Below are 24,033 nucleotides of genomic sequence, written 5' to 3' on the forward strand. Positions count from 1 at the left end.
AAGCATGCCCAAGATCAAGGTAGCGGGTCCCGTCGTCGAACTCGACGGCGACGAGATGACCCGGATCATCTGGAAGTTCATCAAGGACCAGTTGATCCTGCCCTACCTCGACGTCGATCTGAAGTACTACGACCTCGGGATCGAGCACCGTGACGCCACCGACGACCAGGTGACGGTCGACGCGGCCAACGCCATCAAGCAGTACGGCGTCGGCGTGAAGTGCGCCACGATCACCCCCGACGAGGCGCGGGTCGAGGAGTTCGGACTCAAGAAGATGTGGCGGTCGCCGAACGGCACGATCCGCAACATCCTCGGCGGCGTGGTCTTCCGTGAGCCGATCATCATGTCCAACGTGCCGCGGCTGGTCCCCGGCTGGACCAAGCCCATCGTGATCGGCCGTCACGCCTTCGGCGACCAGTACCGCGCCACCGACCTCAAGGTCCCCGGCGAGGGCACGCTGACCCTGACCTTCACCCCCTCCGACGGCTCGGCCCCCATCGAGCTCGACGTCTACGACTTCCCCGGCCCCGGTGTCGCGCTCGCGATGTACAACCTGGACCAGTCGATCCGCGACTTCGCGCGCGCCTCCATGCGCTACGGCCTCGACCGCGGCTACCCGGTCTACCTCTCGACCAAGAACACGATCCTGAAGGCCTACGACGGCCGCTTCAAGGATCTCTTCGCCGAGGTGTACGAGGCCGAGTTCAAGGCCGACTTCGAGGCCGCCGGCATCACCTACGAGCACCGCCTGATCGACGACATGGTCGCGCAGGCGATGAAGTGGGAAGGCGGCTACGTCTGGGCCTGCAAGAACTACGACGGCGACGTCCAGTCCGACACCGTCGCGCAGGGCTTCGGCTCCCTCGGCCTGATGACCTCGGTCCTCATGTCCCCCGACGGCCGCACCGTGGAGGCCGAGGCCGCACACGGCACCGTGACCCGCCACTACCGCCAGCACCAGCAGGGCAAGCCCACCTCCACCAACCCGATCGCGTCCATCTTCGCCTGGACCAGGGGCCTCGCCCACCGCGGCAAGCTGGACGACCAGCCCGAGGTCACCGCCTTCGCCGACACCTTGGAAAAGGTGTGCGTCGAGACCGTCGAATCCGGCCAGATGACCAAGGACCTCGCCATCATCGTCGGCGACGACGCCAAGTGGCTCACCACCCAGGACTTCCTCGCCGCGTTGGACGAGAACCTGAGGAAGAAGATGGCCTCCTGACTGAATTCGGCCCCTACCTGCGGCTCTGCCGCCGGTAGGGGCCGTTTCGTGTCCGGGGGTCGCTGTGCAACCCCGTGGCATGGTGCGGCCGGGGACGTGCCGCACCGGGGAGCGGCGTGCGCGCGGGGAGGGCCGCCGCTCGTGGCCCTCCCCCGCAGTTCGATGCCCTCTGGGGATCAGTACACGAAGACGCTGTTCGAGTTGAGGTCGATGTCGTCGTACTCGCCGGGGTACAGCGGCATGGGAACGCCGGTGCAGTCGGTGTTGGTCCACAGCGTGGCGGTCGTGGTGGCGGTGTTGATCGCCGAGTGGGCCCGTCCCGACCCCCAGCCGTGTGTCGCGAGGTTGACACAGACACCCGCGGGAGGATTCAACGACTGCGTGGTGAACCTCGCGCCGGTGAAGTCGTAGCCCTCGAATAAGCAGAGGGTGCGGGTGAAGTCGCACGACCCGTCGAGCGCCGAGGCGGCAGCCGGGGGGGCGGTGAGGCCGCCGGCGAACAGTGCCGCCGCCGCCAGTGACGCCGCGACCGCGAACCTGCTCTTGCGATTGGTCCTTGAAGTCCTCACTTTTTCTCTCCCTTTGGCTCGAATGGCGCGATGAAACTCTGACGGTGATGAGGAAATGAATTTCCGTCACCTGGCGCATAACGCGGCGGCGCATGCGCGCCTTTGCTCGGCAAGTGGTCTCGGCCACGCTGAAAAGGGGAACGGATGTCAGCGCGACAGGTGGTGGAAATGCGACGGGAGTCGCACGCGTCCCGCACGGCGGGGTACGCGTAAGTGCACCTCACCGGCCGTGACCGGTGCGTACATGACTACGGTCAAGGTTTGGAGGGAATTTCCGGAGGGTAGGCGCAATGGGGCGATGAGCGGCTGAGCCGTGCCCTGCGACGGTTCGATGGAAAGCGGTCCGGGTGGCCCTTGAGTCGCCAGGGCTCCGGCGTCGTGGCTCTGAACAGTGCCTTTCTCACACTCACGGCGTCCCCGTACGCAGTCGAATGGTGGAGAAACAGAATCACTTACCGAGCAGTCGAACGTGCAGAAAATTAACACATCATTGACTACGTCCGCAACACCTCGGTCAAGCGGCCATTCGCGGGAATTGTGGAATTGTGCGCCTGGCATGAGGTCCACCCCGCGCACGGAAGGTCTCCTCGCGTGCCTGCACGCATCTCTCCGCCGCCGGAAGGTCGCACCGGGAGGGGGGGCCGCCTCCCGGCGGCCCGGCGGCGGAGAACGGATCTCAGGCGACGGCCGGGGAAGTGGAGGTCACGGCGTGGTCTCGGCAGGCTGGCAGAGTGCCAAGGGGCCGTAAAGTTCTGGTGTTGAGTTCTTGGCCCTACTACGCGGGGGAACGCGGGATGCCGGTTGAGCCGCTGGGGCGGGGTGATCCACGGCAGCTTGGGCCCTTCAGCCTTGTCGGGCGGCTCGGGGAGGGGGGGCAGGGGGTCGTCTACCTCGGTCGGGACGACGACGGGGTGCGGGTGGCGGTGAAGCTGCTGCATGTGAAGTTCAGCGGGGACCTGACGGCGCGCTCGCGGTTCGCGCGGGAGTTGAAGGCGGCCGAGCGGGTCTCGTCGTTCTGCACGGCGCGGGTGGTGCAGGCCGACCTGGACGGGGACACGCCGTACATCGCGAGTGAGTACATCGAGGGTCGTTCGCTGCGGGAGACCGTGGAGGCCGGCGGGCCGCTGCGCGGCAGTGCGCTGGAGCGGCTGGCGGTGGGGACGGCGACGGCGTTGACGGCCATCCACCACGCGGGGATCGTGCACAGGGACTTCAAGCCGGACAACGTGCTGATGGCGGCCGACGGCGCGCGGGTGGTCGACTTCGGCATCGCGCGCATCCTGGACTCCACCGGCACGATCACCAGCAGGGCCGTGGGGACGCCGGCCTACATGGCGCCTGAGCAGATCTCCGGCGGCGAGGTCGGGCCGGCCGCCGACGTGTTCGCCTGGGGGGCCACGGTGGCGTTCGCGGCGACGGGGGTCGTGCCGTTCGGCGGCAACTCCATCGCGGCGGTGCTCAACCGGGTGCTGAACGACGAGGCCGACCTCAGCGGGTTACCCGAGCCGCTGCGCGGTGTGGTGCGGGCCGGTCTGGTCAAGGAGCCCGCCGAGCGGCCCACCTCCGACGAGATCCTGCTGCGGCTGCTCGGCCGGGGGTCCCGTCCGGCGGTCCCCGTGTCCACGGCGCTGCTGACCGAGGGGCTGGAGAGCGCGGCGGCCCCCACACAGGTCGCTCCTCCGGCGACCGCGGCGCCGGCGGCGCCGGCGGCACGGCGGCGCGGGGGTGCGCGCCGGTGGGCCGCGGTGGCCGCCGCGCTGCTGGTGACGGCCGGCGGGGGAGCCGTGGCCGTCTGGAAGTGGGGCCCGTACGGTGTCGCGGCCACGCCGTCCGCGAGCCCGTCGGCGCCGGCCGGGGAATCGCCGACGCCTGCGGTCACCCCCACGTCGTTCCGGTCCGTGGCCGACAAGGTGGCGGCCACCAAGAAGATCACCATCGCGATGCGCGACTTCGTGCCGGGGGTCGCGCTCGACAACCAGGGGACGTGGCGCGGTTTCGAGGTGGACGTCGGCACCTACATCGCCGAGCAGCTCGGGGTACCGGCGGAGGGTGTGACGTTCCGCGCGTCGAGCAGGGCCGAGCGGGTCGGCATGCTGGACTCCGGCAAGGCCGACCTGGTGATCGCCACCTACTCGATCAACGACGACCCGGTGACGTTCGCGGGGCCGTACTACACGGCGCACGTCGATCTGCTGGTCAGGGCCGGTGACCCGTACGAGACCGTGACGGACCTCGCGGGACGGCCGATGTGCTCGCCGGCGTCCAGTTCCTCGGTGGGGATCGTGCAGGACAAGGTCAAGGTGCGGCTCGTCCACGCGGCCACCTACGCCGACTGCATGGTGATGCTCCACGACGGCGTGGTGGACGCCGTGCCGGGGGACGATCTGCTGCTCGCCGGGTTCGCGCAGCGCGACTCGATCCGGTACAAGGTGCTCGGCGCCAGGCTGACCGACGAACGGTACGGCGTGGCGATCAAGAAGGGGGACGTGCGCACCTGCCGGGCCGTGCGAGGGGCCGTCATGCAGATGTACCGGGACGGCACGGTGGCGGCGCTGCTGAAGAAGCACTTCGGCCGGGTGGACTTCCGCGCCGAGACGCGCATGCCGGATCTCGCCGCCTGCAAGTGACGCCGCGACCCCACGCCAAGCGATCTTTACCGGTGCCTGGGGTTCGCCGGGAGCGGCGCCGCGTGTCGGGACGGGTGCGAGGTGTGCCGGGAGGCGTTCAATTGGTGGCGAACTTATGGGGGTCGTCCATCAATGGGTCTTCTCACGGCGGGAGTCGCCGGTCTCGTCCTTCTCGCCGGCGCCGGGGTGCCGCCGGTCCCGTGGCGCTCGGCGGGGGCCGATCTGTCGGTGCGCATCACGGTCGCGCCGCAGGTGGCCCAGCCGGGCCACTGGCTCACCTACCGGGTGCGGGTGCGCAACTCGGGGCCGGGGGACGCGGTGCTGCCGGTGCTGACGGTCAACGTGCCGGGTGACGTGGACATCAAGTACGTCGACGTGGCGGCCTGCCACCCCGGTGCGACACGGAACGAGGTGGTGTGCCCCTCGGACGCCGACATCCCGTCCGGCGGCTCGGGTGAGCTGACGGTGCTCGGCAAGGTGCGTGCGAGCGCGCGGGGACCGTTGCGTGCCGGCGCGCGTCTCACCTCCGACGCCAGGGACGGCAACGAGGTGGACAACCACGTCGAACTGGTCACGAGGATCGCGCCGGCCCGGCTGGCGAACCGGCCACGGCCGGAGGTCAGGCGGACGGATGGTGTCGCGCGGTGCAGTCGGTGCCGGGGGTGACGTGCGGCCCCCGGGTCGTGGCGAAGACCGCGCCGGCCGCCGACACCATGGCGCCGAGCAGGATCAGCGCGGCGAAGGCGAGTCTCACCACAAAGGTCGGGAAGGTTCCGGCTCTGGCCACGCAGGAGATCACACCACAGATGACACAGAGAGACACAGGTTTCGCAGAACGTGACTTTGTTTCTTGACCGGTCCGTGTCCCTGGATGTCCGTGTCAGTCGGGCCGTACGGCGGCCCAGGCGTCGGAGATGATGGTGTCCAGGTCGGTGTGCGAGGGTTTCCAGCCGAGTTCGCGCCGGATGCGCTCCGAGGACGCCACCAGCACCGCCGGGTCGCCGGGCCGGCGCTCGCGCACCTGCGCGGGGATCGGATGGCCGGTGACCTCCCGGCACGCCGACACGACCTCGTTCACGGAGAACCCGGTGCCGCTGCCGAGGTTGTAGATCTCGTGGACCCCCGGCCGGCAGGCGTCGAGCGCGAGCAGGTGGGCCTCGGCGAGGTCGGTGATGTGGATGTAGTCGCGCACGCAGGTGCCGTCGGGGGTGGGGTAGTCGACGCCGTACACGTCGACCGACGTGCGCCGGCCGAGCGCGACCGCGAGGACGTTGGGGATCAGATGGGTCTCCACGGTGTGCCGCTCGCCGTACACGCGTCCGTCGGCGGCGGTGTGCGCGCCGGCGACGTTGAAATAGCGCAGGCTGACCGCTCCGATGCCGTGCAGTCCCGCGTACGCCGTGAGCGCGGTGTCCACGGCCAGCTTGGAGGCGCCGTAGGGGTTGGTTGGACGGGTGGGGTCGGTCTCCTCGATGGGGGTGCGCTCGGGCTCGCCATAGGTCGCGGCGGTGGAGGAGAACACGACGCGCGGCACGCCGGCCTCGCGCACGGCGTCGAGCAGCGCGAGTGTGCCGCCGAGGTTGGCCGACCAGTACAGCCCTGGAAGTTTCACCGACTCGCCGACCAGCGACTTGGCGGCGAAGTGGAGCACGCCGTCGAAGCCGTCCTCGAGCACCGGCCCGGCCTCGGTGATCGACGCCTGGACGAACCCGGCCCCCGGCGGGACGGCGTCGGCGTGGCCGGTGGACAGGTCGTCGAGGACGGTGACCTCGTGACCGGTGTCCACGAGGCGTGCGGCCACCGCGCTCCCGACGTATCCGGCGCCTCCGGTGACCAGCAGCTTCACGTGTCCGTCCTCTCCCGAAGAAGGTGTTCGACCTTTTTGGAACGTGTTGGTTCCTGTTCGATCCGCTGTCCAGCTTACGTTGCTCCGTCCGGGGATGCGGCACGGGACAGCGGGTAGGCAGCGGGTACTCTGACGCAATCATCGTCTGGCCCGAATCGTGAACGGACCTCTGATCCGTGCAGAACGTCGCGGCGAACATCGCCCTGGTCCTCGCCTTCGTCCTGATCGGCGGCTTCTTCGCAGCCGCGGAGATGGCGCTGGTCTCCCTGCGGGAGAGCCAGATACGCAAGCTGGCGGACGAAGGCAGGCGCGGCGCACGGGTGGCCAAGCTGGCCCGCGACCCCAACCGGTTCCTCTCGTCGGTGCAGATCGGCGTCACCGTCGCCACCGCGGCGTCGGCGGCGGTCGGCGCCGACACCCTCGCCGCGCAGCTCGAACCCGTGCTCGCCGGCACGTGGGTGCCGCGCGCCGCCGCGGGACCGCTCGCACTGCTGATCGTCACGCTGGCCATCTCGTACGTCACGCTGGTGCTCGGCGAGCTGGCGCCGAAACGGCTGGCACGCCAGCAGGCCGAGGGCCTGTCGATCCTGGTCGCGCCGTTCCTCGACCGGCTCGCCACCCTGTCGCGGCCGGTCATCTGGGTGCTGTCGAAGTCCACCGACGGCGTGGTGCGGCTGCTCGGCGGCAACCCCGAGGAGGACCGGGCCGCGGTCACCACTGAGGAACTGCGCGACATGGTGGTCGGCCACGAGGAGCTGACCCCCGACGAGCGCGACCTGATCGACGAGGTGTTCGCGGCCGGCAAGCGCCACCTGCGGGAGGTCATGCTGCCGCGCACCGAGGTGGAGTTCATGTCCGTGGACACGCCGCTCGCCGAGGCCGCGATCCTGGCCGCCGCCATGCCGCACTCCCGCTTCCCGGTGTTCCGGCGGTCCTATGACGACATCGTGGGATTCGTTCACGTACGCGATCTGCTGGACCCGGTGCTCACCGGCCGCATCGAGCCGATCGGCGAACTGGTCCCCATCCGGCCGGTCAAGCTGCTGCCGGCGTCCAAACGGGTGCTCGCCACGCTGACCGAGATGCGTGACGACGGACAGCACCTGGCCATCGTGGTGGACGAGTTCGGCGGCACCGCCGGGATCGTCACCATGGAGGACCTGATGGAACAGCTCATCGGGGACATCCGTGACGAGTACGACCCTCATGGCAAACCCGTGCGCATGGTGTCAGGTGAGATGGAGGTCGACGGGCTGGTCAACCTCGACGACTTCGCCGGCGAGACCGGCATCCGGCTGGACGACGGGCCGTACGAGACGCTCGCCGGGTACGTCATGGCCCGGCTCGGCCACCTTCCCGAGGTGGGGGACGAGGTGCGCGGCTCCGGCTTCTCGCTCGTGGTGACCGAGATGGACGGACGGCGCGTCGCGCGGGTCCGGGTCACCAGGACGACGCCGCTCAACGACGAGACCGAACCGCCGCCGGATCCCGGCGACTGATCCGCCGGTCGGCCTAACCAGGTCGCGATCGGGTCCGGAGTCCTGACAGAATTGTGTGCTATGGCCAAACCTCGTGTTCTCTCCGGCATCCAGCCCACCGGCGACTCGCTGCACCTCGGCAACTACCTGGGTGCCGTCCGCCAGTGGGTCGCCATGCAGGAGACGCACGACGCGTTCTACTTCATCGCCGACCTCCACGCGATCACCGTCCACCCGACGGCCGCGGAGCTGCGGCAGCGCACCAGGCTCACCGCCGCGCAGCTGTTCGCGGCCGGTCTCGACCCCGAGCGCAGCACGCTGTTCGTGCAGAGCCAGGTCCGTGAGCACAGCGAGCTCACGTGGATCCTCATCTGCAACACCGGCATGGGGGAGGCCGGCCGCATGACGCAGTTCAAGGACAAGGCGGCGCGGTACGGCGAGAGCGCGGCCGGGGTGGGGCTGTTCACCTACCCGATCCTCCAGGCGGCCGACATCCTGATGTACCAGGCCGACCAGGTGCCGGTGGGGGCCGACCAGAAGCAGCACCTGGAGCTCACCCGCGACCTCGCGCAGCGGTTCAACAGCCGGTACGGCGAGACGTTCGTCGTGCCGTCGGCGTTCACCCCCAAGGAGGTCGAGAAGATCACCGACCTCCAGGACCCGCTGGCCAAGATGTCCAAGAGCTCCTCCAGCCCGCAGGGCCTGCTGGAGCTGCTCGAGGAGCCGCGCGTCCTCTCCAAGAAGATCATGCGCGCCGTCACCGACACCGGGTCCGAGGTCGTCGCCGACCCCGTGAACAAGCCCGGCGTGACCAACCTGCTGCGCATCCAGTCGGCGCTCACCGGCACGCCGGTGCCCGAGCTGGAGACGCGGTACGCGGGCCAGGGCTACGGCACCTTCAAGAAAGAGGTCGCGCAGGTCGTCGTGGACGCCTTCGCCCCGATCCGCGAGCGCACCGAGAAGCTCCTGGCCAACGAGACCGAGCTGGACCGCCTGCTCGCCGTCGGCGCGCGCCGCGCCGGTGAGGTGGCCGCCGAGACCATGCAGCTGGTGCGCGAGCGGGTCGGTTTCCTGCCGCGCGTCTGACGTCCACCCGGGCCGGTCCGGCGCACGGGAGGTTTGCGGCGGCCCGCCGGTGGTAGGCCCCGGCAGACCAGGCGTGCTCCTCGCCTGGTGAAGTAGGGGGTCGGCATGGCGGGTGCGTGGGCCTCGGTGACGCGGCGGATCGAGAGCGTCAAGGGTTGGGGCCGGCGGCGGCTCGCGCTGTACCGCGTGCGCTGGGCCTGGTTCGACCATCTGCTGCGCACCGTCCACCGGTACCAGGCTCAGCGGGGGGACCGGCTGGCCGGCGCGGTGACGTACTTCGCGTTCCTGTCGTTCTTCCCGCTGCTGGCGCTGGCGTTCTCGGTGTTCGGCTACGTCATCGCGTTCCGCGAAGGCGCCAGGCGCACGCTGATCGCCGCGTTGAACCAGCAGCTTCCCGGCCTCGCCGGCTCGCTGCGTGTCGATCAGCTCGCCGACGCGCGCGTCGAGGCGGGCCTCATCGGCCTGGTCGGCCTGCTGTACGCCGGGCTCGGCGCGCTGGACGCGCTGCGTGAGGCGATGCGCGACATGACCATGACGTCCGAGCCGCCGGTGAGCATGATCATCGGCAGGTTGCGCGACCTGGTGGCCTTGCTGCTGGTCGGCGTCACCCTCATGCTGTCGGTCCTGGCCGGCGGGTTCGCCGTGTCGGCCACCGGCACGGTGCTCGGCTGGTTCGGGCTCGGCCCGTCGGTCGTCGGCACGGTGCTGGTCCGGGTCGCGGCCCTGGTGATCGCACTGCTGGCGGACACGCTGGTCTTCCTGGTGATCCTCGGCTGGCTCGGCCGGCTCACCGGGTCGCGCCGGGCCCTGCTCAAAGGCGCGCTGCTCGGCGCGGTCGGGTTCGGTGTGCTGAAGCAGCTCGCCAACCTGCTGCTGTCCGGCACGCTCAACAATCCGATCTACGGCACGTTCGCCGTGGTGGTGGGCCTGCTGGTGTGGATCAACCTGTCGGCCCGCTGGACGATGTACGTGACCGCGTGGACCGCCACCGCGGGTGGCTCACCGCCGCCGGCGCCGTCCCCGGCCCCGGCGACCGCCTACACCTGAGCGGAGCCCCGGCCGCGTGAGCGGCGGCGGCGCAGGCCGTACCCGAGCCAGGCGAGGCCGCCGAGCGCGGCGACACCGATCACGGCCACCCCGGCGGCGCCGGCGGAGGAGGACTCCCCGGCGGCGTCCGCGGGCCTGGACACCGCCGGAGCGGGGGTCGGCGGCCCGCCGACGGGACGGGTCGGCTTGGCCGCCGGGATCGGGCCGACGAGCGTGCCGACGGCCGCGGTACGGCCCCGGGCCGCGAAGCCCCAGTCGAGCAGGTCCTGGACCTCCGGCCAGAACGAGCCCTCGTGCCGCATCACCGTGACGATGATCGTGTGGCCGTCGCGCCGCGCGGCGCCGATGAAACTGCCGAGCGCCTTGCTCGTCCAGCCGTTCTTCACGCCGAGCATGCCGGGGTAGCGGCCGAGCAGCCGGTTGTGGTTGGCGATCTGGTAGTGCCCCTTGGGTGCGGGGAAGTCCGCCACCTTCGTCCCGACGTACTTGCGGAAGGCGGGGTCGGCGAGCCCGGCGCGCGCGATGAGCGCCAGGTCGTACGCCGAGCTGCTCTGTCCCGGCTTGTCCAGGCCGTTCGGTGTCTTGGCGACGGTGTCCATGGCCTGGATCCGCCGGGCCTCGGCGTTCATGTCGGCGAGCGTCTTCGGCAGGCCGCCGTTGGCCTCGGCCAGCGCCACCGCGGCGTCGTTGCCCGACACCATCATCAGCGCGCGGAACAGGTCGTCCACCGTGTAGATCTTGCGCGGGGTGAGGCCGACGGCGCTGCCTTCCTGGTTGCAGGCGTCCTGGCTGGGCTTGACCATCTTCTTGCGGTCGAGCTTCGGGATCAGCGTGAGCGCGGTCAGCGCCTTCAAGGTGCTGGCCGGCAGGAAGCGGCCATGGGGGTTCTTGGCGGCGAGCACCTCGCCGGTGTCGGCGTCGGCGACCACGAAGGCCGAGGCCTCGGTCTTCGGCAGCTTCCGCGCCGTCTGGTCCACGATCACGCCGCGGCCCCCGAGCAGCGCGCCGCCGATCGGCGGGTTGTCGTAGGCGTCCGCCACGGCCGGTGACGGCACGACGAACGTGAGGCTCGCGGCCAGCGCCAGCGCGCCGATCATTGGCACGTGTTTCATCCCCATAGGGAACTCAGCGTAACTTTGTCGCTTTTCATCTGGGGCAAGACACGACAAAGATCGTGAATGTGCTGGTCGGTAACCACGGCGGTAGGATGGAACGGGTGAGGATCACACGACGTGTCGCCGGCTTCCTGGTGGTGCTGGCCGCCTTCATGGTCTTCGAGTGGATCAACCTCGGTCTCAACCTCGCCGACGGCCACCCGACGGCCTTCTATGTCGTGCACGGCGTCCTCATCGCGGTCAACCTCGTCCTCGCCGGAGTGCTCGGCGTCATCGGCCTGCGTGCGTGGCGTGGCGCCGGGCCGGCCGCGTACGCGTCCCCGGGCAGAGACGGTGAGCGGCCGGTTCACGGTCCACCCTGAGCATTCCCGGCCCGATCCCCCTTCACCTGTCCGCGGGTGGACCGATGGGAGGCGGGCACACCGTGACCGGGGGCCGTACGGGTTGGCCGCTCGCACGGTGGAGCGGAGACTCGGCCTGAGAGCATCGCGGTTGGAGGCTGCTGTGGCGATCCAGTTCAACTCTTCGCGCGGCCCCACATTGGGTGTCGAGTGGGAGCTCCAGCTTGTCGACACGCACACACGACGGCTCCGCCAGGACGCCAAAGCGGTGCTGGAGGCCGTGCCTGAGCTCAGCGAGTCGCCGCGGCCCAAGGTGATGCACGAGCTGATGCAGTCCCAGATCGAGGTCATCACCGACGTGCACAACACCGTGTCGGAGGCCGTGCGCGACCTCACCGGCACCATCGACCGGCTGCGTGAGGCCGTCGCACCGCGCGGCACCGCGCTGGCCTGCACCGGCACCCACGCCATCAGCGACTGGCGCGACGCGGTGTACGCGCCGGTCCAGCGGTACGCCGAGCTCGTCGAAGAGATGCAGTGGCTGGCATGGCGGATCCAAACATTTGGCGTACATGTCCACGTGGGGGTGCGCGATCGGGATAAAGTCATCCCCATCGTCAACGCACTTGCGGCCTACCTGCCGCATTTCCTCGCGCTGACGGCCTCCAGCCCGTACTGGGGCGGCCAAGACACCGGGCTCGCCTCCAGCCGGGCCATAGTTTTCGGCTCCCTGCCCACGGCTGGACCGCCGCAGATGCTGGCGGACTGGTCGGGGTTCGAGGAATACATGGACACCCTTATCCGCGCCGGGACCATCAGAAGCATAAAAGAGGTGTGGTGGGACATCCGTCCACAGCCCAACTTCGGCACGATTGAGATTCGCATGTTCGACGGCATACCGACCCCCCGCGAGGTCGGCATGGTGACGGCGTTGTCGCAGTGCCTGGTGCAGCAGTTCGACCAGCAGCTCGACCGCGGTTACCGGCTACCGCACCCCGCTCCGTGGGTGGTGCGCGACAACAAGTGGCGGGCCACACGGTACGGCCTCGACGCGAACGTCATCACCGACGACCACGGCTCCACCGCGCCGATGCGTGACATGCTCTACGAGCTCTGCCGGGATCTGGCGCCGATGGCCGAGCGGCTCGGCTGCCCCGGCGAACTCGCCGTGGTGAGCGAGGTCGTGGAGCACGGCAATTCGTGCGAACGCCAGCGCGCGATCCTTGATCGAGGCGGTTCCCTCGACGACGTCGTGGACGCGACGATCGCCGAGCTCGCGGAGGACCGCTTCGTGACCACCGAACTGAGGACTTCGAACGGGGCGATAGGACATGCAGGCACGTGATCTTCGGGGGCAGCTCGGCGCGTTCCTGAACGCGAACGACCGGGACCTCATCGAGTTCCGGCGCGACCTGCACGCACACCCCGAGCTCGGCTTCGTCGAGCACCGCACCACCGAGCGCATCGCCACGCGGCTGGAGCAGGCCGGCCTCACCCCGGTGCCGCTGCCGCGCGGCACCGGCCTGATCTGCGACATCGGCAGCGGCGACGGCCCCACGGTCGCGCTGCGCGCCGACATCGACGCGCTGCCGCTGCTGGACGAGAAGGACGTGTCGTACCGATCGACGGTCCCCGGCGTCTGCCACGCCTGCGGCCACGACGTGCACACCGCGATCATCCTCGGCACCGGCCTGTTCCTCGCCGAGCAGGCGGCGGCCGGTCTGCTGCCGGGCCGGGTCAGGCTCATCTTCCAGCCCGCCGAGGAGGTCGTGCCGGGTGGCGCGCTCAAGGTGCTGGAGGCCGGCGGCATCAACGGCGTGGACCGCATCTTCGGCCTGCACTGCGACCCCCGGGTCGACGTGGGCCGGGTGGGCCTGCGCACCGGCCCCATCACCGGGGCCTGCGACAAGGTCAGCGTGCGGCTCGGCGGCCCCGGCGGTCACACCGCGCGGCCCCACCTCACGGCCGACCTGGTGTTCGCGCTCGCCAAGATCGTCACCGAGCTGCCGGCCGCGTTGAGCCGCCGCGTCGACCCCCGCCACTCGCTCTCGCTGGTCTGGGGCCGGGTCCAGGCCGGGTCCGTGGCCAACGCGATCCCCGACGACGGCCTGGCCGAAGGCACGATCCGCACCCTGGACGAGCAGGCGTGGCACGAGGCCCCCGACCTGTTCAAGTCCCTGCTCGACTCCGTCGCCGTCGCCTACGGCGTGACGGCCGAGATGAACTACATCCGCGGCGTGCCTCCCACCATCAACGAGGAGACCAGCGTCGAGATGCTCAGCGACGCCGCCGGTGAGGTGCTCGGCCCGAACTCCGTGGTGCCGACACCCCAGTCGCTCGGCGGCGAGGACTTCGGCTGGTACCTGGAGTCGGTGCCAGGCGCCTACGCCAGGCTCGGCGTCCGCACCCCGGGGAGCAACGGCCGGTTCGACATCCACCAGGGCACCTTCGACGTGGACGAACGCTGCATCGGCGCAGGGGTGAGCCTGATGGCCGCCACGGCGCTCACCGCGCTGTGGGACGGTGGCCGCACCGCGGCCGGCGCCACCGCGGCCGAACCCGTCACCGCCTGACGCGGCCGCCGGCCGCGCGAGCGGCGCGACCTGCCGGGCTCGTGGTACGGCGGGTGGCCGCGGCCGTCCGCCGGTGCGGTTTCCCAGGTCACAGGGTGGCGAGAGCTGCATAACGGACCTGTTTCGGACCTGGGTGCCGGTTTGGACAACCCTTACCGAACAACTATGTTCCGTGCAGGGTTGCCGTGCGTTTCGTCGCGCGTGCACACAGGTTGGACGGCGAATGCACGGAAGGAGTCACCTTGCTTCGCATCAACGCAAGCAAGCTGGCCGCCACGACCGCGGCCGGTGCCATGCTCATGGCGCTGGCGGCGTGTGGGGGCGGCGGTAACGGTTCGGACGCCGCGTCACCGGAGGCGTCCGCGCCATCTTCTGCGGCCGCCGAGGGCCCCAAGGTCGGTCTCGCGTACGACATCGGCGGACGCGGCGACCAGTCGTTCAACGACGCCGCCGCCGCGGGACTCGACAAGGCCAAGGGCGAGCTGAACCTCGGCGAGGTCAAAGAACTCGAAGCCGGCAGCGGTGAGACCGGCGCGCAGAAGGAGCAGCGGCTCCGCCTGCTCGCGCAGAGCGGCTACAACCCGGTCGTCGCCATCGGCTTCGCCTACTCGGAGGCGATCACGAAGGTCGCCAAGGAGTTCCCCGACACCAAGTTCGCGATCGTCGACGACGCGGCCCAGGGTCCCAACATCTCCAACCTGCTGTTCGCCGAGAACGAGGGTTCGTTCCTGGTGGGTGCCGCGGCGGCCCTGAAGAGCAAGAAGGACCACATCGGCTTCGTCGGCGGCGTGCAGGTGCCGCTGATCAAGAAGTTCGAGATCGGTTACACCAAGGGCGCGCAGGCCGTGAAGCCCGACATCAAGATCGACGTCAAGTACCTCACGCAGCCCCCGGACTTCGGCGGCTTCAACGACCCGGCCAAGGGCAAGACCGCGGCCGAGGGCATGTTCGACTCCGGCGCCGACGTGGTCTACCAGGCGGCCGGCGGCTCGGGTGGCGGCGTGTTCGAGGCGGCCAAGGCTGCGAACGCCATGGCCATCGGCGTGGACTCCGACCAGGCGCTCACCGCCGACGAGTCGGTGCGCGGCGTCATCATGACGTCCATGCTCAAGAAGGTCGACGTCGCGGTGTTCGACTTCCTCAAGAGCTTCGTGGACAACAGCGTCAAGGCGGGCCCGACGGTCTACGACCTCAAGGCAGGCGGCGTCGACTTCTCCACCACCGGCGGCCAGGTCGACGACATCAAGACCGACCTCGACGGCTACAAGCAGAAGATCATCGACGGCGAGATCAAGGTTCCCTCCGAGTGACCTCGTCCCTCCTCCAGAGGTGACGGCGGACGCCGTAACCAGTGTTCAGGGGCCCGGAGGCGTGCCACCGGGCCCCTTGGGCTACTGTCAGGTGTCCCCCTCCTCCCTCCGGTCCGTCATCGCGTCCGCTCCGGTCCGGCCGCACGCCTGCGGCCCCCGGTGCCGGACGCGTCGCCGCGTCCGGCCGCTCACGTCCGCCACCAGGGCCGTCCGTCATGGCAGGAGGCCGCCATCAGCACCCCGACACCCCCGGATCCCGCAGAGCCTCCGCTCGCCGTCGAGCTGGAAGGCATCACCAAGCGGTTCCCCGGCGTCGTCGCCAACCGTGACATCCGCCTGAGCGTGCGGCGCGGCCACGTGCACGCCGTCGTGGGGGAGAACGGCGCGGGCAAGTCGACGCTCATGAAGATCCTCTACGGCATGCAGCACCCCGACGAGGGGGTGATCCGCGTCGAGGGGAAGCCCGTGACGTTCCGCTCCCCGGCCGACGCCATCGCCGCGGGGATCGGCATGGTGCACCAGCACTTCATGCTCGCCGACAACCTCACGGTCCTTGAGAACATCATCCTCGGCAGCGAGCCGCGCCGCGGGCTCGGCATCGACTTCGCCGCCGCGCGCCGGAAGATCAAGGAGATCTCCGACGCGTACGGCCTCGGCGTGTCCCCCGACACGCTGGTGGAGGACCTCGGTGTCGGGGCCAGGCAGCGCGTCGAGATCCTCAAGGTGCTCTACCGAGGCGCGCGCATCCTGATCCTGGACGAGCCCACCGCCGTGCTGGTGCCGCAGGAGGTCGACGAGCTGTTCGACAACCTGCGCGGACTGGTGCGCGAGGGCCTCACCATCATCTTCATCTCGCACAAGCTCGACGAGGTGCTGTCGGTGGCCGACGCCATCACGGTGATCAGGCGCGGCACGACCGTGGCGAGCGTGCTGCCGGCGGACGTCACCGCGCGCCGGCTCGCCGAGCTGATGGTCGGCAGCGAGCTGCCGAGCCCGGAGACCCGCGAGTCCACCGTCACCGACGAGGTGGCGCTCGCCGTGCGCGGCCTGACGGTACGCGGCGCCGACGGACGCGCGGTGGTGCGCGACGTGTCGTTCGACATCCACAAGGGCGAGGTGCTCGGCATCGCCGGGGTCGAGGGCAACGGACAGGCCGAGCTGGTCGAGGCCATCATGGGGATGCGGTCCGCCGAAGGGGTCGTCACGCTCGGCGGCGACGACATCTCCCACTGGCCGACGCTGCGCAGGCGCGAAGGCGGCATCGGGTACATCCCCGAGGACCGCCAGCGCCACGGCCTGCTGCTCGCCTCCCCGCTGTGGGAGAACCGCATCCTCGGTCACCAGACCCGCAGGCCCAACGTCCGCGGCCCGTGGATCGACCGGGCCGGGGCCCGCGCCGACACCCAGCGCATCGTGGACGCCTACGACGTGCGCACCCCCGGCATCGACGTGGACGCCGGCGCGCTGTCCGGCGGCAACCAGCAGAAACTCATCGTGGGCCGCGAGATGAGCGGCGATCCTGTGGTGCTCATCGCGTCCCACCCGACACGAGGCGTGGACGTCGGCGCTCAGGCCGCCATCTGGGACCACCTGCGCGCGGCACGCGCGGCCGGCCTCGCCGTCCTGCTGATCTCGGCGGACCTGGACGAGCTGATCGGCCTGTCGGACTCCCTGAAGGTCCTGCTGCGCGGCCAGGTGGTCGCGGACGTGGACCCGGCGGGGGTCACCCCGGAACTGCTCGGCTCCGCCATGACCGGCGCGGGGGACCACGACGCCGTTCCGGCGCGGGACCAGGACGCCGTTCCGGCCGGGGATCACGACGCCGTTCCGGCCGGGGACCAGGACGGGCCATCGGCACCATCAGCGGGACGGGCCGGCGAGACGCCGGCCGGGGAGGGCGCATGAGTTCCTCGTTCACCGACCGGCTGCTCGGCCGGGTGCGGCTCGGCGGGCTGCTGGCGCTCGCGGCGCCGTTGCTCGCCATCGTGTTCGCCGGGCTGGTGACCTCGATCATCCTGGTGCTCACCGGCAACCCGCCGCTGCACACCCTGTTCCTCCTGGTCGACTACGGTTCCCAGCCCCGCACGGTCGTCAACATCGTCAACCTGGCGACCACGTACTACATCTCCGCGCTCGCCGTGGCGATCGGGTTCCGCATGAACCTCTTCAACATCGGCGTGGACGGCCAGTACCGCCTGGCGGCCCTGCTCGCGGCGGCGGTCGGCGGCGCGCTGGTGCTCCCGCCGGTGCTCCACGTCGCGGTCACGGTCCTCGTGGCGGTGGCGGTCGGCGGCCTGTGGGCCTCCATCGCGGGCCTGCTCAAGGTGACCCGAGGCGTCAGCGAGGTCATCTCCACGATCATGCTGAACGCCATCGCGACCGGGTTCGGCGCGTGGCTGCTCACCACCGACCGACTGGCGGTCGCGGTGTCGGGGAGCAACAACATCGGCACCAAGCCGATCCCCGAGTCCGGCCAGTTCCCCGGGTTCGCGATCGTCCCCGGCACGCAGGCCAAGGTGTTCGGCTTCATCGTGGTCGCCGCTCTGCTGGGGATCGCCTACCACGTGCTGTTCAACCGGACGCGGTTCGGCTTCGACCTGCGGGCCACCGGCGCGTCGGAGTCGGCGGCCGTGGCGAGCGGCGTCAACGTCAAGCGCATGGTGCTGCTCACCATGATCATCTCAGGTGCGGTGGCCGGTCTGGTCGGCATGCCGCAGCTGCTCGGCGCGTCCTACTCCTACAGCCTGGACTTCCCGACCGGGCTCGGCTTCACCGGCATCGCCATCGCGCTGCTCGGCCGCAACAACCCGGCCGGCATCGCCGTCGGCGCGTTGCTGTGGAGCTTCCTGGACAACTCCTCGGACATCCTCGACCTCGAAGGCATCCCCAAGGAGACCGTGATCATCATGCAGGGCACCATCGTGCTCTCGGTCATCATCGCCTACGAGCTGGTCCACCGGTACCGCATGACCGCCGAGCAACGCCGGGTGAGCCGTCAGCTCTCGGCCGGCACCCCCGCGGAAGGAGCCGTCGCGTGACCGCCGTCTCCGAGGTCACCGCCGCGCCGCCGGCGCCGCCGTCCCGCCGCCTGGCGTTCGGCTGGCGTGCCGCGCTGCTCGGCGTGCTCGCTCTGCTCGTCATGATGTCGGTGGCCCGTGTGGTCACCGGCGCCAACGACATCACCTCGGCCGGCACGATCGGCGCCGCGCTCGGCCTCGCCGTGCCGATCGGCCTCGCCGCGCTCGGTGGTCTGTGGTCCGAACGCGCCGGCGTGGTCAACATCGGCCTCGAAGGCATGATGATCCTCGGCACCTGGTGCGGCGCGTGGGGTGCGCTGACGTTCGGCACCCCGTGGGCCGGCGTGGTCGCCGGTGCGCTCGGCGGCGCGCTCGGCGGGCTGCTGCACGCCGTCGTCACCGTGACCTTCGGCGTCGACCACATCATTTCCGGTGTCGCCATCAACATCCTCGGGCTCGGCGTCACGCAGTACCTGTCCAAACTGGTGTTCAGCAACATGAGCGGCGGCGGCGAGACGCAGTCCCCGCGCATCCCGTCCATCGACACCGTCGGCATCCCCGGCATCGGGGACGGGTTGCGCAGCCTGGAGACCACCCACACGTTCCTGATCGCCGACCTCGCCGGAGTGCTGCGGGGCATAACCCAGAACGTGTCGCTGTTCACGCTGGTCGCGATCCTGCTGGTGCCGCTCAGCTTCTACGTGCTGTGGCGCACCTCGTTCGGCCTGCGGCTGCGCGCGTGCGGCGAGCGTCCCGTGGCGGCCGAGTCGCTCGGCGTCAACGTCTACTACTACAAGTACCTCGCGGTGCTGATCTCCGGCGCGTTCGCCGGGCTCGGCGGCGCGTTCCTGTCCATCGTGGCCGCCGGCATCTACCGTGAGGGCCAGACCGGTGGCCGCGGCTTCATCGGCCTCGCCGCCATGATCTTCGGCAACTGGCGGCCGGGTGGCCTGGCCGGCGGCGCGCTGCTGTTCGGGTACACCGACGCGCTCCAACTGCGCCAAGGCGGCACGTCGGTGCACGCGCTGCTGCTGGTGGTCGCCATGCTGCTCGCGGCGTTCGCGGTGTTCCAGCTCGTCAAGCAGGGCCGGGCCCGCGCGGCGCTGATCAGTGGTGTGTTCGCGGTCGCGGTGTTCGCGGTGTTCATGGTGACCGACACGGTCGCCGAGCAGTTCACCTCGTTCACCCCCCACCTGACCACGCTGCTGGTGCTGTCGCTCGCCTCGCAGCGGCTGCGCATGCCGGCCGCCGACGGACTGCCGTACCGGAAGGGACAGGCCAAGTGACCCCTGACTGGGACGCGCTGCGTGAGGCCGCCGTCGAGGCGATGGGCCACGCGTACGCGCCGTACTCGAAGTTCCCCGTCGGCGCCGCGGCGCTCGTCGACGACGGCCGGATCGTGACCGGCTGCAACGTCGAGAACGCGTCCTACGGCCTGTCGCTGTGCGCCGAGTGCGGCCTCGTGTCCGCGCTGCACGCCTCAGGCGGCGGCACGCTGGTGGCGTTCACCTGCGTGGACGGCCACGGCGAGCTGCTCATGCCGTGCGGACGCTGCCGCCAGCTGCTGTACGAGAACGGCGGGCCGGAGCTGCTCGTGGAGACCCCCGAGGGGCCGTGGCGCATGGCCGACGTGCTGCCGTTCGCCTTCGGCCCCGAGAATTTGTCCCGCGACTGACCACCCGAGATCTGGAGCCTGAGACACCACATGGACGCGATCGACGTCATCACCACCAAGCGGGACCGCCACGAGCTGTCGGCCGAGCAGATCGCGTGGGTGGTGGACGCCTACACGCGCGGCCAGGTGGCCGAGGAGCAGATGGCGTCGCTCGCCATGGCGATCCTGCTCAACGGCATGAGCCGCGAGGAGATCCGCCGGTGGACCCAGGCGATGATCGATTCGGGGTCGCGCATGGACTGGTCGTCACTGGACCGGCCCACCACCGACAAGCACTCCACCGGCGGCGTCGGCGACAAGATCACCTTGCCGCTCGCGCCGCTGGTGGCGTCCTGCGGCGCGTACGTGCCGCAACTGTCGGGCCGCGGGCTCGGCCACACCGGCGGCACGCTGGACAAGCTGGAGTCGATCCCCGGGTGGCGCGCGTCGCTGTCCAACGACGAGATGCTCGACGTGCTGCGCACGGCCGGCGCGGTGGTGTGCGCCGCCGGTGACGGACTCGCCCCCGCCGACAAGAAGCTGTACGCGCTGCGCGACGTCACCGGGACGGTGGAGTCGATCCCGCTGATCGCGTCGTCCATCATGTCCAAGAAGATCGCCGAAGGCACCGGCGCGCTCGTGCTCGACGTCAAGGTCGGCTCCGGCGCCTTCATGAAGAACCTCGACCACGCGCGCGAGCTGGCCCGCACCATGGTGGACCTCGGCACCGACCACGGTGTCACCACGGTCGCGCTGCTCACCGCCATGGACCGGCCTCTCGGCCTCGCCGTCGGTCACGCGCTGGAGGTCGAGGAGTCGGTCGAGGTCCTGTCCGGCGGCGGCCCCGCCGACGTCGTGGAGCTGACCGTCCGCCTGGCTCGCGAGATGCTCGACGCCGCCGGCATCTCAGGCAAGGACCCGGCCGACGCGCTCAAGGACGGCTCCGCGATGGACGCCTGGCGCCGCATGATCAGCGCGCAGGGTGGCGACCCCGACGCGCCTCTTCCCACGGCCCCCGAGACCACGCGGGTCACCGCTCCGGCCACCGGTGTCCTGTCCCGGCTGGACGCCTACAAGGTCGGCGTGGCCGCCTGGCGGCTCGGCGCCGGTCGCGCGCGCAAGGAGGACACGGTCTCGGCCTCCGCCGGCATCACGCTGCACGCCAAGCCGGGGGACCACGTGGAGAAGGGCAGCCCGCTGCTGACCTTGCACACCGAGGACGCGGCCCGCTTCCCCCGCGCGCTCGCGACCCTTGAGGACGCCTACGCGGTGGGTGACGCCGCCGACCCGTCGCTGCTGCCGCTGATCATCGACCGCGTCACGGCCTGACGTACCGCCTCGGCGCCGGTCAGTGGTGGACCGGCGCCTTGGCGCGCAGCACCGCGCGGTGGGTGGGGAGGGCTTCGGCGTGGCGCGCGCGGCCGGCGTCGGTGATGGTGACGTAGACGCCGCGGCGGTCCTGCACGCACATGTCGCGGCAGACGAGACCGGCCTTCTCCAGGCGTGAGATGAGGCGGGACAGCGCGCTCTGGCTCAGGTGGACCACGTCGGCGAGCTCCTGGACGCGGTGTTTGCCGCTCTCGGACTCGCACATGTGGTCGAGGACCTCGAACTCGCTGACTCCGAGGTCGTGTTTGTCGCCGAGCTCACGCTCCAGAGCGCACCAGGTCACGGCGTGCCTGGCGAGCAGCTCGCGCCAGGACGCGACCACATCGACGTCGTCCATGACCGGACTATAGCATGCACACACAATAGATGCATCGGAATTAAATGCTTGTGCATTGAATGCATGTGCATGTAGTGTCTCGGCCCATGAACCTCTCGTCTCACACCGGACGCTGGGACGCGCGCCTGTGGGGTGCGCTCACCGTGCTCTGCGCTGTGATCTTCCTCGACGCGCTCGATGTCTCGATGGTGGGAGTGGCGCTGCCGTCGATCCAAGCCGACCTCGGCCTGTCCACCTCGACGCTCCAATGGGTCGTCAGCGGCTACGTGCTCGGGTACGGCGGCCTGCTGCTCCTCGGCGGCCGTGCCGCGGACCTGCTCGGCCGCCGCCGCGTGTTCCTCACGGCGCTCGGGGTCTTCGCCGTCGCGTCCCTGCTCGGCGGGCTCGTCGACGACGGTGGCCTGCTCATCGCCGCCAGGTTCGTCAAAGGCATCAGCGCCGCGTTCACCGCGCCTGCCGCGCTGTCCATCATCACCACGACGTTCGCCGAAGGTCCCGCGCGCAACCGCGCGCTCAGCATCTTCACCGCCAGCGGCGCCAGCGGCTTCTCCCTCGGCCTCGTGCTGTCGGGCCTGCTCACCGAGATCGGCTGGCGCTGGACGTTCCTGATGCCGGTCCCCGTCGCCGTCATCGCACTGGTCGCGGCCCTGCCGCTGCTGCCGCGCCACTCGGGGGAGCAGCGCGCCACCGGCGGGTACGACCTGGCCGGCGCCGCCACCATCACGTTCGGCATGCTGCTGCTGGTGTTCGCCGTCGTCCGCGCACCCGAGACCGGCTGGGGATCGGTCACCACGATCGGCACGCTCGCCGCCGCCGTCGCGCTGCTCGCCGTGTTCGTCGTCATCGAGACGCGGGTCAGGCACCCCCTCGTGCGGTTCGGCATCCTGCGCTCCGGGCCGCTGGTGCGGGCCAACCTCGGGCTCGTGGTGCTGTTCGGGTCGTACGTCGCCTTCCAGTTCGTCGCCATGCAGTACTTCCAGAACCTGCTCGGCTGGTCGGCGCTGCACACCGCGCTCGTGTTCCTTCCCGCCGGCCTCATCGTCGCCGTGACGTCCACCAAGATGGGGGACCTCGCCGACCGGTTCGGCACCGCGCGGCTCATCGTCATCGGGTCGGCGTCCCTGGCCGCCGGGTACGGCGTGTTCCTGTTCGCCGGTCCCGCGCCGAGCCTCGGCCTGCTGCTCCCCGGCATGGCGCTGATCGGCGTCTCGTTCGCCCTGACCTTCCCCTCGCTCAACATCCAGGCCACCGCCGGGGTGGCCGACGACGAACAGGGGCTCGCGTCCGGGCTGCTCAACACCTCAGGTCAGGTCGGCGGGGCACTGATCCTCGCGGTCGTGACCGCCGTGGCGACCGCCGGCGGGGGCGCGGTCACCATGGCGGCGATCCGGCCGTCGTTCGCACTGTGCGCCGCCGTCGCGCTGGCCGGCCTCGGCATCGCGGTCACCGGTGTCCTGCGCGCCAGGACCACCGCCGCGACGCCGGTGCCGGAGCCCGTACGGGAGGTCGTCGAGGCCGTCTGACCCGGGGTCGTACGGGGGAGAAGCCCCCCGGCGTGCGGGACGCCGGGGGGCTTTCGGGTTTTCGTCCGCCGGTGTCCCTCGACCCAGGCGATACGTTTCCGTCTGGTTGGGTTTTCAGGTGAACTTCTGAGGCATGCTCCGCATCACATCGAGTAGGTGACACCCCGCCGAGGAAGCCGAGGTCCCCATGAGAAGGCTCGCCGTCGCCGCCGCACTCGTCCCCCTGGCGTTCGCCGCCGCGTGCGGCGGGACCCCCGGGTCGCCGCCTGCCGCCACCGCGACGGTCGCGCCGACCCCGCAGACGCCGAACCCCAGCGCCGAACCCACCACCGGACCGACCGCCGAGCCCACCGCCGCACCCACGGTGTCCGCGAGCACCATCCCCGCGCCGGCGTCCCCCACCACGACCGTCCCCGCGCCGTCGTCCACCGGCCCCGGTGCGCCGACCTCCACCGAACAGGTCAAGGTGACCCGCACGCCGGAACGTCCGCCGCTGGTCACCGGCATCCGTACCGCCGCGCACGCCGACAAGGGCTTCGACCGGGTGGTCGTCGACCTGCGCGGAGCGCGCACCGGGTACACCGTGGGGTATGTGCGGCAGGTCGTCCAGGACGGCTCAGGCGACGTCGTCCCCATGAAGGGTGACGCGTTCCTGCAGATCACGCTCACCCCCGCGCAGGCGCACAGCGAGAGCGGCAAGCCGACACTCGGCCGCACGCCGGTGCTGAACGCCGAGCTCGTCAACGTGCGCGGCGTCCTGCCGGTCGGGGACTTCGAAGGGGTCGTCACCGTCGCGATCGGGCTGCGGCACCGCGCCGGGTTCCGGGTCTTCGAGCAGCGGGACCCCGCGCGGCTGGTCGTGGACATCGCGCACCGGCGTGCCTGACGGTGCGGCCCCC

The 24,033-nt window shown here is 70.5% G+C and carries 22 protein-coding genes; 17 read left to right on the plus strand and 5 right to left on the minus strand.

What is annotated here, in order from left to right; translation table 11 throughout:
- Window positions 1-4 precede the first annotated feature (4 nt).
- Window positions 5-1,222, plus strand: coding sequence for an NADP-dependent isocitrate dehydrogenase (locus tag BJ992_RS06745; RefSeq protein ID WP_184979068.1), 1,218 nt, complete (start codon window positions 5-7; stop codon window positions 1,220-1,222).
- A gap of 176 nt (window positions 1,223-1,398) precedes the next feature.
- Here the strand turns inward: BJ992_RS06745 and BJ992_RS06750 are convergent, their stop codons facing one another.
- Window positions 1,399-1,791: a peptidase inhibitor family I36 protein gene (locus tag BJ992_RS06750; protein WP_184979069.1), complete on the minus strand. Its 393-nt coding sequence runs from the start codon at window positions 1,789-1,791 to the stop codon at window positions 1,399-1,401.
- 758 nt (window positions 1,792-2,549) lie between these two features.
- Between BJ992_RS06750 and BJ992_RS06755 the strand changes: the two genes are divergently transcribed.
- Together BJ992_RS06755 and BJ992_RS06760 are read left to right on the plus strand one after the other, a co-directional pair.
- Entirely contained in the window at window positions 2,550-4,418 is a 1,869-nt protein-coding gene (locus BJ992_RS06755; RefSeq protein ID WP_184979070.1) for a bifunctional serine/threonine-protein kinase/glutamate ABC transporter substrate-binding protein, read from the plus strand.
- Between the two features lie 132 nt (window positions 4,419-4,550).
- Complete coding sequence (locus BJ992_RS06760) at window positions 4,551-5,084, plus strand: DUF11 domain-containing protein (RefSeq protein WP_184979071.1); 534 nt, start codon at window positions 4,551-4,553, stop codon at window positions 5,082-5,084.
- On the opposite strand, the gene BJ992_RS06765 is transcribed toward BJ992_RS06760, so the two are convergent.
- Together BJ992_RS06765 and galE are read right to left on the minus strand one after the other, a co-directional pair.
- On the minus strand, window positions 5,038-5,205 hold the full coding sequence (locus tag BJ992_RS06765; protein WP_184979072.1) for a hypothetical protein: 168 nt from the start codon (window positions 5,203-5,205) through the stop codon (window positions 5,038-5,040). The genes BJ992_RS06760 and BJ992_RS06765 overlap by 47 nt on opposite strands.
- A gap of 93 nt (window positions 5,206-5,298) precedes the next feature.
- Complete coding sequence (galE, locus tag BJ992_RS06770) at window positions 5,299-6,264, minus strand: UDP-glucose 4-epimerase GalE (protein ID WP_184979073.1); 966 nt, start codon at window positions 6,262-6,264, stop codon at window positions 5,299-5,301.
- Between the two features lie 176 nt (window positions 6,265-6,440).
- Between galE and BJ992_RS06775 the strand changes: the two genes are divergently transcribed.
- The 3 genes from BJ992_RS06775 to BJ992_RS06785 all read left to right on the plus strand — a co-directional run bounded on the left by BJ992_RS06775 (window position 6,441) and on the right by BJ992_RS06785 (window position 9,875).
- Window positions 6,441-7,763 carry a CNNM domain-containing protein gene (locus tag BJ992_RS06775; protein ID WP_184979074.1) on the plus strand — a complete coding sequence of 441 codons (1,323 nt, stop codon included), beginning with the start codon at window positions 6,441-6,443 and terminating at the stop codon, window positions 7,761-7,763.
- 60 nt (window positions 7,764-7,823) lie between these two features.
- Window positions 7,824-8,828 carry a tryptophan--tRNA ligase gene (trpS, locus tag BJ992_RS06780; RefSeq protein ID WP_184979075.1) on the plus strand — a complete coding sequence of 335 codons (1,005 nt, stop codon included), beginning with the start codon at window positions 7,824-7,826 and terminating at the stop codon, window positions 8,826-8,828.
- A 105-nt stretch (window positions 8,829-8,933) separates the two neighbouring features.
- Window positions 8,934-9,875: a YihY/virulence factor BrkB family protein gene (locus BJ992_RS06785; RefSeq protein ID WP_184979076.1), complete on the plus strand. Its 942-nt coding sequence runs from the start codon at window positions 8,934-8,936 to the stop codon at window positions 9,873-9,875.
- Here BJ992_RS06785 and BJ992_RS06790 read toward each other — a convergent pair.
- Window positions 9,866-10,987, minus strand: a complete 1,122-nt coding sequence (locus BJ992_RS06790; RefSeq protein WP_246496538.1) for a D-alanyl-D-alanine carboxypeptidase family protein — start codon at window positions 10,985-10,987, stop codon at window positions 9,866-9,868. The genes BJ992_RS06785 and BJ992_RS06790 overlap by 10 nt on opposite strands.
- 104 nt (window positions 10,988-11,091) lie before the next feature.
- On the opposite strand from BJ992_RS06790, the gene BJ992_RS32620 reads away from it, so the two are divergent.
- The 9 genes from BJ992_RS32620 (at window position 11,092) to BJ992_RS06835 (ending at window position 21,214) form a co-directional block, all read left to right on the plus strand.
- Window positions 11,092-11,352 (plus strand): SCO4848 family membrane protein, encoded by a 261-nt coding sequence (locus tag BJ992_RS32620; RefSeq protein WP_246496540.1) that lies wholly within the window; start codon window positions 11,092-11,094, stop codon window positions 11,350-11,352.
- A 142-nt stretch (window positions 11,353-11,494) separates the two neighbouring features.
- Window positions 11,495-12,676, plus strand: coding sequence for a glutamate--cysteine ligase (locus tag BJ992_RS06800; protein ID WP_184979078.1), 1,182 nt, complete (start codon window positions 11,495-11,497; stop codon window positions 12,674-12,676).
- Window positions 12,663-13,904, plus strand: coding sequence for an amidohydrolase (locus BJ992_RS06805; RefSeq protein ID WP_184979079.1), 1,242 nt, complete (start codon window positions 12,663-12,665; stop codon window positions 13,902-13,904). Before BJ992_RS06800 ends, BJ992_RS06805 begins: the two co-directional genes overlap by 14 nt.
- Before the next feature lie 242 nt (window positions 13,905-14,146).
- Window positions 14,147-15,214, plus strand: a complete 1,068-nt coding sequence (locus BJ992_RS06810; protein ID WP_246496542.1) for a BMP family lipoprotein — start codon at window positions 14,147-14,149, stop codon at window positions 15,212-15,214.
- A 231-nt stretch (window positions 15,215-15,445) separates the two neighbouring features.
- The gene (locus BJ992_RS06815; protein WP_184987671.1) at window positions 15,446-17,119 is read left to right on the plus strand and encodes an ATP-binding cassette domain-containing protein; all 1,674 of its coding nucleotides are present in this window, start codon (window positions 15,446-15,448) and stop codon (window positions 17,117-17,119) included.
- Window positions 17,116-18,252 carry an ABC transporter permease gene (locus tag BJ992_RS06820; RefSeq protein WP_184979080.1) on the plus strand — a complete coding sequence of 379 codons (1,137 nt, stop codon included), beginning with the start codon at window positions 17,116-17,118 and terminating at the stop codon, window positions 18,250-18,252. The genes BJ992_RS06815 and BJ992_RS06820 overlap by 4 nt, the downstream gene beginning before the upstream one ends.
- Window positions 18,249-19,517 (plus strand): ABC transporter permease, encoded by a 1,269-nt coding sequence (locus tag BJ992_RS06825; RefSeq protein WP_343072519.1) that lies wholly within the window; start codon window positions 18,249-18,251, stop codon window positions 19,515-19,517. The genes BJ992_RS06820 and BJ992_RS06825 overlap by 4 nt, the downstream gene beginning before the upstream one ends.
- Window positions 19,514-19,906: a cytidine deaminase gene (locus BJ992_RS06830; RefSeq protein WP_184979081.1), complete on the plus strand. Its 393-nt coding sequence runs from the start codon at window positions 19,514-19,516 to the stop codon at window positions 19,904-19,906. Before BJ992_RS06825 ends, BJ992_RS06830 begins: the two co-directional genes overlap by 4 nt.
- 30 nt (window positions 19,907-19,936) lie before the next feature.
- Window positions 19,937-21,214 (plus strand): thymidine phosphorylase, encoded by a 1,278-nt coding sequence (locus tag BJ992_RS06835; protein ID WP_184979082.1) that lies wholly within the window; start codon window positions 19,937-19,939, stop codon window positions 21,212-21,214.
- 19 nt (window positions 21,215-21,233) lie between these two features.
- Here BJ992_RS06835 and BJ992_RS06840 read toward each other — a convergent pair whose 3' ends face one another.
- Complete coding sequence (locus BJ992_RS06840) at window positions 21,234-21,611, minus strand: MarR family winged helix-turn-helix transcriptional regulator (RefSeq protein ID WP_184979083.1); 378 nt, start codon at window positions 21,609-21,611, stop codon at window positions 21,234-21,236.
- A gap of 86 nt (window positions 21,612-21,697) precedes the next feature.
- Between BJ992_RS06840 and BJ992_RS06845 the strand changes: the two genes are divergently transcribed.
- Window positions 21,698-23,134: an MFS transporter gene (locus BJ992_RS06845; protein WP_246496545.1), complete on the plus strand. Its 1,437-nt coding sequence runs from the start codon at window positions 21,698-21,700 to the stop codon at window positions 23,132-23,134.
- 187 nt (window positions 23,135-23,321) lie between these two features.
- On the plus strand, window positions 23,322-24,020 hold the full coding sequence (locus BJ992_RS06850; RefSeq protein ID WP_184979085.1) for an AMIN-like domain-containing (lipo)protein: 699 nt from the start codon (window positions 23,322-23,324) through the stop codon (window positions 24,018-24,020).
- Window positions 24,021-24,033: the final 13 nt, after the last annotated feature.

The organism is Sphaerisporangium rubeum (assembly GCF_014207705.1).
Lineage (GTDB): Bacteria > Actinomycetota > Actinomycetes > Streptosporangiales > Streptosporangiaceae > Sphaerisporangium > Sphaerisporangium rubeum.

Excerpts from the sequence above, each read along its gene's own strand:
- BJ992_RS06745 (WP_184979068.1), top strand. The coding sequence starts at position 5 with ATGCCCAAGATCAAGGTAGCGGGTCCCGTCGTCGAACTCGACGGCGAC.
- BJ992_RS06760 (WP_184979071.1), top strand. The coding sequence starts at position 4,551 with ATGGGTCTTCTCACGGCGGGAGTCGCCGGTCTCGTCCTTCTCGCCGGC.
- trpS (WP_184979075.1), top strand. The coding sequence starts at position 7,824 with ATGGCCAAACCTCGTGTTCTCTCCGGCATCCAGCCCACCGGCGACTCG.
- BJ992_RS06785 (WP_184979076.1), top strand. The coding sequence starts at position 8,934 with ATGGCGGGTGCGTGGGCCTCGGTGACGCGGCGGATCGAGAGCGTCAAG.
- BJ992_RS06790 (WP_246496538.1), bottom strand. The coding sequence starts at position 10,987 with ATGAAACACGTGCCAATGATCGGCGCGCTGGCGCTGGCCGCGAGCCTC.
- BJ992_RS06805 (WP_184979079.1), top strand. The coding sequence starts at position 12,663 with ATGCAGGCACGTGATCTTCGGGGGCAGCTCGGCGCGTTCCTGAACGCG.
- BJ992_RS06820 (WP_184979080.1), top strand. The coding sequence starts at position 17,116 with ATGAGTTCCTCGTTCACCGACCGGCTGCTCGGCCGGGTGCGGCTCGGC.
- BJ992_RS06835 (WP_184979082.1), top strand. The coding sequence starts at position 19,937 with ATGGACGCGATCGACGTCATCACCACCAAGCGGGACCGCCACGAGCTG.
- BJ992_RS06840 (WP_184979083.1), bottom strand. The coding sequence starts at position 21,611 with ATGGACGACGTCGATGTGGTCGCGTCCTGGCGCGAGCTGCTCGCCAGG.
- BJ992_RS06845 (WP_246496545.1), top strand. The coding sequence starts at position 21,698 with ATGAACCTCTCGTCTCACACCGGACGCTGGGACGCGCGCCTGTGGGGT.
- BJ992_RS06850 (WP_184979085.1), top strand. The coding sequence starts at position 23,322 with ATGAGAAGGCTCGCCGTCGCCGCCGCACTCGTCCCCCTGGCGTTCGCC.